Annotated in this window: 12 protein-coding genes; 5 read left to right on the top strand and 7 right to left on the bottom strand. The window is 30.7% G+C overall.

Annotation, left to right across the window (positions count from 1 at the left end; translation table 11 throughout):
- The first annotated feature begins 392 nt into the window (after positions 1–392).
- The 4 genes from RCG18_RS25365 to RCG18_RS25350 all read left to right on the top strand — a co-directional run bounded on the left by RCG18_RS25365 (position 393) and on the right by RCG18_RS25350 (position 4,564).
- Positions 393–1,271 (top strand): diacylglycerol kinase family lipid kinase, encoded by an 879-nt coding sequence (locus tag RCG18_RS25365; protein ID WP_308038753.1) that lies wholly within the window; start codon positions 393–395, stop codon positions 1,269–1,271.
- Between the two features lie 175 nt (positions 1,272–1,446).
- The gene (gene vanR / locus RCG18_RS25360) at positions 1,447–2,142 is read left to right on the top strand and encodes a VanR-ABDEGLN family response regulator transcription factor (protein WP_308038752.1); all 696 of its coding nucleotides are present in this window, start codon (positions 1,447–1,449) and stop codon (positions 2,140–2,142) included.
- Positions 2,126–3,277 (top strand): vancomycin resistance histidine kinase VanS, encoded by a 1,152-nt coding sequence (gene vanS / locus RCG18_RS25355; protein WP_308042113.1) that lies wholly within the window; start codon positions 2,126–2,128, stop codon positions 3,275–3,277. The genes vanR and vanS overlap by 17 nt, the downstream gene beginning before the upstream one ends.
- A 276-nt stretch (positions 3,278–3,553) precedes the next feature.
- Positions 3,554–4,564 (top strand): serine hydrolase, encoded by a 1,011-nt coding sequence (locus RCG18_RS25350; RefSeq protein ID WP_308038751.1) that lies wholly within the window; start codon positions 3,554–3,556, stop codon positions 4,562–4,564.
- A 105-nt stretch (positions 4,565–4,669) separates the two neighbouring features.
- Here the strand turns inward: RCG18_RS25350 and rd are convergent, their stop codons facing one another.
- Positions 4,670–4,831, bottom strand: a complete 162-nt coding sequence (gene rd, locus RCG18_RS25345; RefSeq protein WP_211144775.1) for a rubredoxin — start codon at positions 4,829–4,831, stop codon at positions 4,670–4,672.
- Between the two features lie 395 nt (positions 4,832–5,226).
- Here rd and RCG18_RS25340 point away from each other — a divergent pair, with 395 nt between their 5' ends.
- Complete coding sequence (locus tag RCG18_RS25340; RefSeq protein WP_308038750.1) at positions 5,227–6,414, top strand: anaerobic nitric oxide reductase flavorubredoxin; 1,188 nt, start codon at positions 5,227–5,229, stop codon at positions 6,412–6,414.
- 37 nt (positions 6,415–6,451) lie between these two features.
- On the opposite strand, the gene RCG18_RS25335 is transcribed toward RCG18_RS25340, so the two are convergent.
- From RCG18_RS25335 to gltX, 6 genes are all read right to left on the bottom strand, one after another.
- Positions 6,452–6,922 (bottom strand): HAD hydrolase family protein, encoded by a 471-nt coding sequence (locus RCG18_RS25335; RefSeq protein WP_308042112.1) that lies wholly within the window; start codon positions 6,920–6,922, stop codon positions 6,452–6,454.
- A 13-nt stretch (positions 6,923–6,935) separates the two neighbouring features.
- The gene (locus tag RCG18_RS25330) at positions 6,936–7,685 is read right to left on the bottom strand and encodes a phosphate ABC transporter ATP-binding protein (RefSeq protein WP_308038749.1); all 750 of its coding nucleotides are present in this window, start codon (positions 7,683–7,685) and stop codon (positions 6,936–6,938) included.
- A 3-nt stretch (positions 7,686–7,688) separates the two neighbouring features.
- Positions 7,689–8,519 carry a phosphate ABC transporter permease PstA gene (gene pstA / locus RCG18_RS25325; RefSeq protein ID WP_308038748.1) on the bottom strand — a complete coding sequence of 277 codons (831 nt, stop codon included), beginning with the start codon at positions 8,517–8,519 and terminating at the stop codon, positions 7,689–7,691.
- A 13-nt stretch (positions 8,520–8,532) separates the two neighbouring features.
- Positions 8,533–9,396, bottom strand: a complete 864-nt coding sequence (pstC, locus tag RCG18_RS25320; protein ID WP_308038746.1) for a phosphate ABC transporter permease subunit PstC — start codon at positions 9,394–9,396, stop codon at positions 8,533–8,535.
- A gap of 59 nt (positions 9,397–9,455) precedes the next feature.
- Positions 9,456–10,376 (bottom strand): phosphate ABC transporter substrate-binding protein, encoded by a 921-nt coding sequence (locus tag RCG18_RS25315; RefSeq protein WP_308038745.1) that lies wholly within the window; start codon positions 10,374–10,376, stop codon positions 9,456–9,458.
- Between the two features lie 214 nt (positions 10,377–10,590).
- A complete protein-coding gene (gene gltX, locus RCG18_RS25310; RefSeq protein WP_308038744.1) occupies positions 10,591–12,045 on the bottom strand; it encodes a glutamate--tRNA ligase in 1,455 nt (484 codons plus the stop codon).
- Positions 12,046–12,513: the final 468 nt, after the last annotated feature.

The raw sequence follows: 12,513 nt of genomic DNA, 5'->3' as shown, positions 1-12,513 counted from the left end.
AAGTTAATACTGTAACAAAATTTAACTTCCCTATAGAGCACAGTAATATATGTGGTATCACAATTAGAGAAAGAGAATAATGGAACACAAGTCTCTTAAAGATCATGTGTATGAATATATATCACATAAGATTTAAAATGAATTTCATGATGTTTATATAAATAAATGTAAAAATGGTACTCTCATAAGCATGTTAAATTCTTTGTATACATGAAAATTCAAAGCAGTGTCTAATATATAGAGAAATTAACTAGAAAGCTAACTTTCGGTCTAGGATCCCTATAAAGTATATGCAGATAAAAATCTGTAGAATTACTTTATAGGGGTTTTCATTTTTGTGTATAATAGTATGTAGACAATATTTGATTGCACTTTACGAAAGAGGTAAATTTATGAAGCACTTATTTATTATTAATCCCAAAGCAGGTAAAGGAAAAGCACTTAAGCTAATACCTGAAATTGAGGAGGAATTTAAAAATACTAATGAAGAATTTTTAATTGAAATAACAGAAAAGGTAGGACATGCTACAGAGATAGTTAGAAAATATGTCAGTAAAGAAAATTATAGAGTCTATGCTGTTGGAGGAGATGGAACACTCAATGAAGTGTTAAATGGAATGATTAATAGCGAAAGTTGTCTCGGCTTTATTCCAAGTGGCAGCGGAAATGATTTTATTAGAAGCGTATATAAAGGAAAACTGCCTAGAAATATAATAAAGGACACTGTAAATGGAAAGATAAAACCAATTGATTTGGCAAAGGTTGATGATAGATATTTTATAAATATTTCATCTATAGGAATTGATGCTGAAGTTGCAAATAATGCAAGGAATATAAAAAAGCGTCCCTTTATATCAGGAAAAATAGCATATATACTCAGTGCTATTATTACAATACTTATGTATAAGTATAGAGAAATTCAGTTGATAATTGATAATAAAGAAATAAAAATAAAAAACACTTTATTAGCTTTGGCGAATGGAAGGTATTACGGTGGAGGGATGAAAGTAGCTCCAGATGCAGATCTTCAAGATGGATTACTTGATATTTGTGCTATTGATAAGTTAAGTAGAGCAAAAATGTTTATACTATTCCCAAAGCTTATTAAAGGTGAGCATCATCAAATAGAAGAGGTTACTTTTTATAAAGGAAAAAAGGTAATAGTAAATTCTGAAGAAGAGGTTACCTTAAATATAGATGGAGAAATAGTAAAAAGAAAGAATGTTACTTTTGAGATAGTACCAGGAGGAGTAAAATTTATAATACCATAAATTTAGTTTCCCTATAGATAGAGGTACAAAGTCGAAGATTGATTTATACAAATAGATACTAAAAGGAGAAGGATCTCTAACTTAGGAAAATCTTAATAATTTATTAAGAGTAAAATAATATTTTATATCGGATATATTAGTAAAATAAGATATTACATAAGAGAGGTGAAAGACTATGAATGGAAGAATACTTGTGGTGGATGATGAACGGGAAATTGCTGATTTGGTGGAATTGTATTTGAAAAATGAAAACTATACCGTTTATAAATTTTATTCCGCAAAGGATGCTTTGGATTGTATTGCAAAGGATACGATTGACCTTGCGATTTTAGATGTTATGCTTCCCGACACAAGCGGGTTTACAATTTGCCAGAAGATTAGAGAAAAATATACTTACCCTGTGATTATGCTTACAGCAAAGGAAGAAGAAATTGACAAGATTACAGGATTGACACTTGGCGCAGATGATTATATTACAAAACCTTTTCGTCCATTGGAATTAGTAGCAAGAGTTAAGGCGCAATTACGTAGGTATTGGAAATATAATAGGGCTTCAGAACAAGAAGAAAATATCATTATTCATTCTGGATTAGTTCTTAATATAGATACTCATGAATGCCTGTTGAATGAGCAGCCGTTGACACTTACTCCTACTGAATTTTCAATATTGCGGATACTGTGTCAGCGAAAAGGTAATGTTGTTAGCGCAGAAGAATTGTTCCATGAAATATGGGGCGATGAATATTTTAGCAAAAGTAATAATACTATCACAGTTCATATCCGGCATTTAAGAGAAAAGATGAACGATTCCGTAGAAAATCCCAAATATATTAAAACCATATGGGGAGTGGGGTATAAAATTGAGAAATAAAAGAAAAAAGCCTGACTATATAAAATTAAAGCGTAAAATATTTTTTCAAATGTTATTGACTGTAGTAGCGTCGGTTCTTGTCGCTTTGTTTCTACGTTCTTTATGTAGAGGGAAGATTGGAGAACTGGTTGTTCGATTTCTAGAGCGTAGTTTTTTATTACGCTATGAGGATGCATTTACAATCTATCAATACACTTTCCGTAATAATTTAGATATTTTTATGATGATAACAATTATTATATTTTTTCTTATATTCTTTCGTTTTTTTCTTTCTTGGTTTACAAAATATTTTAATGAAATGAATGATGGTGTTGATGCTTTAATAAGAGGTGAAAATAAAGCAATTGAGATGTCACCAGAGATGGATTTCATGGAAAGCAAGTTAAATGCATTAAAGCAAACTTTAAAAATAAGGGAACAAAATGCTCAACAAGCAGAACAAAGAAAAAATGATTTGGTAATGTATTTAGCTCATGATATAAAGACTCCGTTGACCTCTGTTATTGGATATTTAAGTTTGCTTGATGAAGCTCCTGATATGCCTACTGAACAAAAGGCGAAATATGTACGAATTACCTTAGAAAAAGCATATCGCCTAGAAAATTTAATTAATGAGTTTTTTGAAATTACACGATATAATTTTCAAACAATGACATTAGAAAGAGAAACCATTGATCTATACTATATGCTTATTCAAATGACAGATGAATTTTATCCGTTACTTGAGCCACATGGAAAACAAGCTGTGATTCATGCTGATGAAAACATGACAATATATGGTGACCCAGCTAAATTAGCAAGGGTATTCAATAATATTTTGAAAAATGCGGTTGTCTATAGTAACGATAACAGCATCATTGATATTTCAGCAGAGGTTCAACAAAACAATGTTGTAATCTCTTTTAGAAACACAGGAAAAACAATTCCTAAAGAAAAATTAAACTACATATTTGAAAAGTTTTTTAGATTGGATGAAGCACGAACAACAAATACTGGAGGATCCGGATTAGGACTGGCCATAGCAAAAGAAATTGTTACATTACATGGAGGAACAATTTCTGCGGAAAGTAGCAATGGTGTTACTGTTTTTACAGTCACCTTACCTGTTAAACAGAATGAGTTGGAGGAAGCATAAATATACTGTAGCCTCTAGCTTTAGTAAAATATTTATTTTTTCTTTATCTTTTCTTAATAATTAAATAATTTCATATTAAAGTATAGTCTGTTCATTTTCGATAGAATGGTTTTATCGATATGAGCAGGCTTTTTCTTTGTGGAAAGGATAATGATTAATGCATTCACAATTCCAGGGAGAAGCGTATTTATGGTCAGTTTCTTAATAGTGCGAAATAGGCTATGAGCTTTAATAAGAAATTGTTAGGTTATTAGGGAGGATAGGGAGGAAATGAATATGTTAAAAAATGAAAAAATAAAGGAAAAAACTAGTTATTTAAAAATGAGTATATTTATTTTGATAGTTACTTGTTCAATTATTTTATTGGTTCAAGGAAAATCATTGCTGTTTAATGAACCGAAATTACTTAAAAAATTTGCTACCCTTCAACAAAAAAACTATGCCGCTAAAATATCAGAGAAAAATCAAGAATTAAAAAAATATCAGAAACAACAAAGAAATGATATTAAAACAAATAAGTTATATAGTTCAAATGCAATTTTATTAGATTTATCAGACAAGCAGGTGTTAATGGAAAGGAATTCTGAAGATAAAATATATCCAGCTTCATTAACTAAAATAATGACTGCTGTTGTTGTAATTGATACTGTATCAGATCTTAATAAAACAATTAAACTTTCATCTGATATTTTTCCGGAATTATATAACGCACAAGCTTCAATGGCTGGATTTTTGCCTAATGAGAACGTAAAGATTATTGATTTACTGTATGGAGTCATGCTGCCCTCTGGCGCAGAGTGCTGTATTGGATTAGCTAATGAAATTGCAGGTTCAGAAAAAAACTTTGTGAAAATGATGAATGAAAAGGCAGTTAAATTAGGAATGACAAATACACACTTTTCTAATTCAACAGGACTACAAGATAGTCAGCATTATACCACTGTAAAAGACCTTGCTGTTTTATTACAGTATGCACTTCAAAAAGATGTGTTCCGTGAAATCTACACTAGTAGTAGATATAGTACCAAACCAACGAACTTGCATCCAAATGGAATAACTTTTAGCAATACAATGTTTAAATATATGGATCATACAGATATAGTAGGAGGAAAAATATTAGGAGGAAAAACGGGATATACAGAAGAAGCAGGCTTATGTCTTGCTAGTTTAGCGGTTGTGAATGACAAGGACTATGTCTTGGTAACTACCGGAGCAAGCGGAAATCACCAAACAAAGCAATTTCACATTTTAGATGCCTTTAATGTATATAATCAGATAGGCAAATAAATTATTAAATTTGAATTATCCAAAGCTACAGTTGTAAGAAAAGGAAAAGCGGTATAACATTATAAAAATGTTATGCCGTTTTTCTTAATTTAAATACATTTTATTTTATTCAGTAGGTTCAAATTGATCTTTACCTACACCACATAAAGGACATAGCCAGTCATCTGGAACGTCTTCGAAAGATGTCCCAGGGTTAACTCCGTTATCTGGATCACCTTGTTCAGGGTCATAGATATATCCACAAACAACACATAAATACTTTTGCATAATATTACCTCCTACTTTAATTAATAATATTAACAGTGTTTCACTTTTAAGTGAAATAATGCGTAAAATTAATAATTTGTCATAGTATTATTTTACCAAGGTTGTATTTGTTTAGTCAGTAACCCTTGTTACGGAAAATTCAAATTATTTATGACATAATTATAACAAAATTTATATTACTTAGTCTATTAAAAATAACAAAATCTTACTATGCTAGCTTTATTCCATGACTATTTGATCAAATATGACCATCTAAGCGCTTAATCTCCACTTAAAACCAAGAATTTTGTTTATATAATAGAAAAATAGGCAAACTATTGATAACACAGATTAAATAAGTTTTATATAAAAATTAAAATATAGCAAAGTATTTAATTAATAAAAGAGGTGCTACTATGAGTTTTAAAATTAATGACAAAGTTACCTGGGTAGGGAAAATAGACTGGGAGATTAGAAGATTCCATGGTGAGGAGTATTCAACACATAAAGGTTCATCCTACAATTCATATTTAATAAGGGATAAAAAAACCGTATTAATAGATACAGTATGGAAACCATTTGCTAAAGAATTTGTAGATAACTTAAAAAAGGAAATTGATTTAAAAGAAATTGACTACATAATTGCAAATCATTCTGAGCCTGATCACAGCGGAGCACTTCCAGAATTGCTTAAAGAAATACCTAATGTGCCTATTTACTGTACTAAAAGTGGCGCTAAATTACTTAAAGGATATTATCATGAAGATTGGAACTTCGTTGAGGTTAAAACTGGAGACGCATTAGAAATTGGAGAAAATAAATTAATATTTGTTGAAGCAAGAATGCTTCATTGGCCAGACAGTATGTTTACATATCTAACCGGTGAAAACATATTATTCAGTAACGATGCCTTCGGTCAACATTATGCTTCAGAGCTTATGTATAATGATTATGTTGATAACGCTGAATTATATCAGGAAGTAATAAAATATTATGCGAACATTTTAACTCCATTCAGCACACTTGTGGAAAAGAAAATAGATGAGGTACTTAGTTTGAATTTGCCTGTTAACATGATTTGTCCTAGTCATGGTATCATTTGGAGAGACAATCCACTTCAAATTGTTAATAAATATCTAGAATATGCAAGGAATTATCAGGAAAATCAAGTTACTATTATATATGACAGTATGTGGAATGCTACAAGAAGAATGGCTGAGATGATAGCTGAGGGGATAAAATCCGCTAATAGTGACATAGCTATTAAGATATTTAATTCTTCAAAATCTGATAAAAATGATATTATCACTGAAGTTTTTAAATCTAAAGCTATATTGGTAGGTTCTTCAACAATAAATAAAGGAATACTTTCTTCAACAGCTGGAATTTTAGAAATGATAAAGGGGCTTAGTTTTAAAAATAAGAAAGCAGCAGCTTTTGGAAGTTACGGATGGGGTGGAGAATCAGTAAAGATGATTACTGAAGAACTCAATAAAGCTGGTCTAGAAGTAGTAAACGAAGGCATAAGAGAATTATGGTATCCAGGTGATGAGGAAGCACAGAGATGTAAGACTTTCGGAGGAAATTTTGCAAAGACATTATAGAATTTTAAAATATATTATCATCTAAATTAAAGCAACGCTAATCTCTTAGCGTTGCTTTGATTCTATTTTTCTTAAGTATCATATCAAATACGTCCTTAATATTTTTACAAGTTATATGAGAGTTAACTATAGCTTGAGAGGCACATCCTTCGTCGCCTATAACAGCTATTGACAATGCTGCTTTTTTTAGCATTTCTACGTCATTGAGTCCATTACCTACAGCTATGGTACTTCCATAGCCTAATTTTTCTATAAACTCTTTCTTGTATATAGTTGCATTTCCTCTGCAGAAGGTTTCAATAATAACAGGAAGGTCTTTGCATTGTTTTCTTACATTTCCATAGGTGTCTGCAGTTATTATGTATATATTTAAATAAGTACTTAGTTCAGTAAGCATATTTTTAACATAATCGGAAAGTGAACCATCTACGGCAATAGTTCCATTATAATCAAAAACAACATTTTTTAGTTCTAAATTGCATCTGCCTGGTATATTTAAGTTTATCATCTTTGTACTCATGTTATCCAAATAATCCTCCAATATATTCTTTTGTAGTTTCTTTAGTTGGGTTTGAAAACAATTTTTTTGTTTCGCTATATTCTTCAACTTGACCATCAAGTAGAAATGCGGTGTAGTCTGATATTCTCTTTGCCTGTGCTAGATTGTGGGTAACGATCACTATAGTATAGTCTTTGCTTAGTTTTTTCAAGGTATCTTCTATTTTAGTAGTATTATTTAAATCTAATGCGGAACAAGGTTCATCCATTAGAATAATATCAGGCTCAACAGTTAATGCCCTTGCTATACATAATCTTTGCTGCTGTCCACCAGAAAGCTTTAGAGCAGACATGTTTAATATTTCTTTAACTTCCTCATATAAACCTACCATTTCTAGTTTTTCCTCGATAATTTCATTTAGTTGTTTTTTATTGCTTGTACCATAATATTTAAGTGCATAAGTCATATTTTTATAAATAGATAGGGGAAAAGGCGCTGGCATTTGAAAAACACAACCTATATTTTTTCTTAAGGTCTCTTTACTGATTTTTTTTATATCTTCACCTTTGAAAAAAATATTTCCTTGAATTTTAGATTTGCTTTCCTCTTCAATAATTCTATTTATTGTTTTCAGTAAAGTTGACTTTCCGCAGCCAGAAGGCCCTATTATTGCAGTAATTTTCCCTTTTTCAATTGAAAGGTTTATATTTTTTAGTATCAATTTATTATCTAAATAAACTTGTAGATTTTGTATTTTAAGTATATCATTCATAAGTTACTGCCTCCTTCCTACACTGATAAGAGCAGCTGTCGTATTCAATATTATTAGAATTACTATGAGCACTAATGCAGTTCCATAAGCTTTCTCAAAAGAGATGCCTTGACTTACTAATATGTATAGATGATAGGGAAGAGCCATAACTGGAGAAAATAAAGAGTCGGGATTAGGCGCTGAAACTACTGCAGAAGTTAGCATAACCGGTGCTGCTGCTCCCATAGCAAAGCCTCCAGACATAATTATTCCAGATAGAATTTCATCCTTGCATCTAGGAAGTACTATATAAAAAAATGTATAACATTTATCTATTCCTAGAGCATAGGATGAAAAAATTAAATTTTTATCTACTTCTAGAATAGCTTTTTCTGCCATAATCTCTACATATGGGAATACCATTATTCCCAGCGTAATACCTCCAGATATAAGACTCACTCCGAAACCGCAAAAGTATACTAAAAAGGAATATCCAAAAAGTCCAAGAACTATAGAAGGTACTCCTGCAATAGAGCTTACTATTAAATGAATTAAATTTTTGATACCATTACTGCTGCAATAAAAACATAAATAGATAGCAGTAGATATCCCAAGAATTGCAGCACTTATACATGCTAAAAGCATTAATGCTAAGCTTCCCAGTATTGCAGGTAGTATTCCACCTTCCATCCCAAGAGGCATGCCTTTAGGAGAGTCAAAAATAAATTGAAGATTTACAGAGGGAGCTCCCTTCATAAAAACATAACTAAATATAAATATAACTATAGACACAACTACAAAAGTACTTACAAAATACCACAATACAAAAGGTATGCTTTTAAAAAATCTACTCATACTAAACCCTTCTTTAAAATGTAATTTTTCTACTTATACTATAAAACACAGCATTTATTATTAAAAGTAACACCATTAGAGTAAAGCCAGAAGCAAAAAGTGCATGATAATGCGTGCTGCCTATTTGCGCAGAGCCCATTTCGAGAGCTATAAGTGCTGGAATAGTTTCGCTTTTTCCAAGCAGGGTAGGCATAATTGGACTGTTGCCTATAACCATCATAACAGCCATTGTTTCGCCCATTGCCCGTCCTGTAGCTAAAATTGCTGAAGCTAGTATGCTTGCTTTGCAACTTGGCAGTATAAGATTATTCATCATAAACCATTTAGAAATTCCTAGAGATTGAGAATGAACTTTATATCTTCCGTAAACTTTACTTACAGTTTCACTGCAATTAGAAATTACATAGGGAAGAATCATGATTGATAAAAGTATTCCTGCGCATAATACTGACTCTCCAGTTGAAAAAGAAAAATGGACTTCAAAAAATTTAACTAAAACCGAAAGACCTATAAAGCCGTATACTACAGAGGGGATTCCGGAAAGCATATTTACAAAGGCTTTTATCACTTTGCTTATACTATCAGGTAGTAAAATAGAAATAAAAATGGCAAATCCAACTCCAATAGGAATTGCCATACATACAGCTATTATTGAAACAAATAAGGTTGCTGCTAAAAAAAGCTTTATGGAAACTTGGGGATTAGCATTTAAAGGCTGCCACTCACTTCCTAAAATAAAACTAGATAAAGAAACTTTATTAAACAATCCAACGCTTTCTTTTAGAATAAATACTAGAATCAAAGTTAGAAGAGATACAGAAATGAAAGCTAATAACTTTACCAAGATAGAAAAAATCTTTTCAATTTTATTACGCATTAAAATCACCTTTCAAAATATTAAATAAACTCGCCAGGTGTTATTCCTGACGAGCTCTATTATTTGGAAGGCTTCGTAGGTACAAATCCTAATTCTTTAACTACCTCTAATCCTTCATCCGATGCTAAATAATTAATAAAGGCCTTTTCTTCTCCACTTAATTCGCCATTTTTTATTATTAATAGTGGTCTAGCTATTTTGTATTTGCCATCTAATATGTTTTCAGCTGTTGGCGTTACACCATCTACATCCATTGAAATCAATTTTCCCTTATTTTGATCTACAATACCTACTGATGCATAACCTATAGCATCTTTATTTTCTATTATTTTTTGTCCTAAAGCTCCCATGGATGGGGATTGAATTGCCTCTTTAGTTACTTTTTTATCTCCCATTATGCTTTTTTCAAATACTTCACCTGCACCGCCGCTGGCGTCTCTTACTACTACAACTATTTTATTTTTTGGTAAGGATGAATCAAGATCACTCCATAATTTTGCTTCTCCAGAGAATATCTTTTGTATTTCCTCTTTTGTTAATCCTTTTTTCTTAGTTAGAATAGGATTTTGAGGATTTACAGATATAGTAAGAGCATCCATACCTATTTTAAATTCTTTATACTCAGGCATTTTTGATTTTTCATCTTTTGAAACTTCTTTTGATACTAATCCAAAATTACTTGTTTTTTCTAAAGCTGCCTTAACTCCAGTACCAGAACCGCCAGAAGAAACAGCTATTTGTATAGGCTTGTCCGAAAGCTTAGCATCAACCTTATTCCATGTCTTATTTTTTTGAGTAAAGTTGTCGCCAACTTTTGATATTATAGGTGCCATAGTGGAAGAACCACTAAACATTATTTTTGTCTCTTTTGAATCTTTATTACTTTGTGAAGCATTAGAAGCCTGTTTACTGCCACATCCAGCAAAAGTTATACTTGCAGCTACAATTAAGCTCAAAATGCATCCGAGTTTTTTCTTCATATATTATCCCTCCCTGGAAAAAATAAAGTATTTTTATGTCTAAAATTACATAACAGGTTTATTTTAACATAAATTTAACATTCTATTTTGTAGTATAAATTATTTTAATAGTTTAAAATGCGCTTATAAATATAATTTATCAATGCGCTTTCAGCCTTTTCTTTCTATAGAAAGCTATAGATTAAAAAAAGATGTGCTTATGCACATCTTTTGGCTATTTTGCTGATTTAAGTTTTTCAATACCAACTTTTATTCTTCTTATTGTTTCATCTTTTCCAAGAATTTCACCTATTTCGTATGCTCCACCTGGTGAAGATTGCTTACCTGATACAGCAGTTCTCACAGGCCATAAAACTACTCCGTTTTTAACACCTAGCTCTTGAACTAACTCCATACAAGCTTTTTCAATATTTCCGAAATTCCAGTCAACAATAGCTTCAAATTTTGGTAATATTTTTTCAAGGCTTTCTAAAGAGTTTTCTACATTAGTTTTCATCTTTTTGTGTGTATATATATCTATTGAGTATTCAGGTAATTCCTCAAAGAAATCAACTACTTCAGGGATGTCACTGAATATTTCTGTTCTAGTATGCATTAATTCGCTTATTTTCATAAAGTCTAAATCTTTATTTATTACTTTTTTATAGTATGGAAGAGCTAAAGAGTTAAACTCATCTAGAGGTAATTTTTTAACGTATTCACTGTTCATCCATCTCAATTTAACATCATCAAAAATAGCAGGGGATTTATTTATGTTTCTATAATTAAATACTTCTACTAGTTCTTCAAGTGTAAAGATCTCTTTATCAGTACCAGGGTTCCAGCCGCATAGTGCAATAAAGTTAAGTACAGCATCTTTTAGATATCCCTTGGCAACTAAATCTTCAAAGGAAGCATCACCGTTTCTTTTGCTTAACTTATGCTGTGCATCTTTCATTATTGGTGGACAATGAACATATACTGGAACTTCCCATCCAAAAGCTTCATATAATCTATTGTATTTTGGTGATGAAGATAAGTATTCGCTTCCACGTACAACATGAGTTATATCCATTAAATGATCATCAACAACATTGGCAAAATTATATGTAGGGAATCCGTCTGATTTTATTAAAATCATATCATCTAATTCAGAATTATCTACTGATATAGCTCCATAAATATCATCGTTAAAGGTTGTTGTACCAGTTTGAGGGTTGTTTTGTCTTATAATATAAGGAATACCTGAAGCTAAATTCTTTTCAATTTCTTCTTTTGAAAGATGAAGACAGTGTTTATCGTATTTTGGAGTTTTCTTTTCAGATTCAGCTTCTGCTCTTAAAGAATCAAGTCTTTCCTTAGTACAGAAACAGTAATAAGCTTCACCTTTTTCAACTAATTTTTTAGCATATTCTAAATATATTTCTGTTCTTTCACTTTGAACATATGGTCCAACAGGGCCTCCAACATCTGGACCTTCATCATGCTTTAATCCAGTTGCTTTTAGAGTGTTATATATAATATCTAAAGCACCCTCCACAAATCTCTCTTGATCCGTATCCTCTATTCTTAATATGAAGTCTCCGCCTTCATGTTTAGCTATTAAATAAGCATATAGTGCTGTTCTTAAGTTACCAACATGCATATATCCAGTTGGGCTTGGTGCAAATCTCGTTCTAATTTTTGCCATATTTTTCACTCCCATTACTTAAAATAAAAACCTCTCATCATTATAGACGAAAGGTCCACTACCAAAAAATAATTCTTTCTAAATCATATAATAATGTACATTTTTTGTCAAGTTGTATTTTGGAAAGTGAAATATCCTTGTATATTACCGTCAGTTTATAGTAGTATTTTTAACAATTAATGTAAGAGTATTATTTTAATTCCGTATTTTCAAACACATTAAATAAATATGTTTTAAATATACATATAAATACATTTAAATTATGAATAAAATATGATGTTTGACACTTTAAAAAATTGTTAACATTTAGTATAATTTTTATATGAGTTGTTATGTTTTGATTAATATAATAATTTGATGAATTTTGTATTTATCTAATTATGTTAAATAATACACGATGAATTGAATTATAAAAAACTGAAAGCTTCATAAAATAAAAATTTTAAATTTGCAATGAATTAATAACTT

The sequence above is a fragment of the Clostridium sp. OS1-26 genome (assembly GCF_030915445.1).
Lineage (GTDB): Bacteria > Bacillota > Clostridia > Clostridiales > Clostridiaceae > Clostridium_AM.
This window is presented reverse-complemented; position numbering and strand designations above follow the sequence as displayed.

Bases quoted from the DNA above. Each gene is read 5' to 3' on its own strand.
- RCG18_RS25335 (WP_308042112.1), bottom strand. From the start codon at position 6,922: ATGATAAACTTAAATATACCAGGCAGATGCAATTTAGAACTAAAAAAT.
- RCG18_RS25350 (WP_308038751.1), top strand. From the start codon at position 3,554: ATGTTAAAAAATGAAAAAATAAAGGAAAAAACTAGTTATTTAAAAATG.
- RCG18_RS25340 (WP_308038750.1), top strand. From the start codon at position 5,227: ATGAGTTTTAAAATTAATGACAAAGTTACCTGGGTAGGGAAAATAGAC.
- pstC (WP_308038746.1), bottom strand. From the start codon at position 9,396: ATGCGTAATAAAATTGAAAAGATTTTTTCTATCTTGGTAAAGTTATTA.
- vanR (WP_308038752.1), top strand. From the start codon at position 1,447: ATGAATGGAAGAATACTTGTGGTGGATGATGAACGGGAAATTGCTGAT.
- rd (WP_211144775.1), bottom strand. From the start codon at position 4,831: ATGCAAAAGTATTTATGTGTTGTTTGTGGATATATCTATGACCCTGAA.
- RCG18_RS25330 (WP_308038749.1), bottom strand. From the start codon at position 7,685: ATGAATGATATACTTAAAATACAAAATCTACAAGTTTATTTAGATAAT.
- RCG18_RS25315 (WP_308038745.1), bottom strand. From the start codon at position 10,376: ATGAAGAAAAAACTCGGATGCATTTTGAGCTTAATTGTAGCTGCAAGT.
- pstA (WP_308038748.1), bottom strand. From the start codon at position 8,519: ATGAGTAGATTTTTTAAAAGCATACCTTTTGTATTGTGGTATTTTGTA.
- RCG18_RS25365 (WP_308038753.1), top strand. From the start codon at position 393: ATGAAGCACTTATTTATTATTAATCCCAAAGCAGGTAAAGGAAAAGCA.
- gltX (WP_308038744.1), bottom strand. From the start codon at position 12,045: ATGGCAAAAATTAGAACGAGATTTGCACCAAGCCCAACTGGATATATG.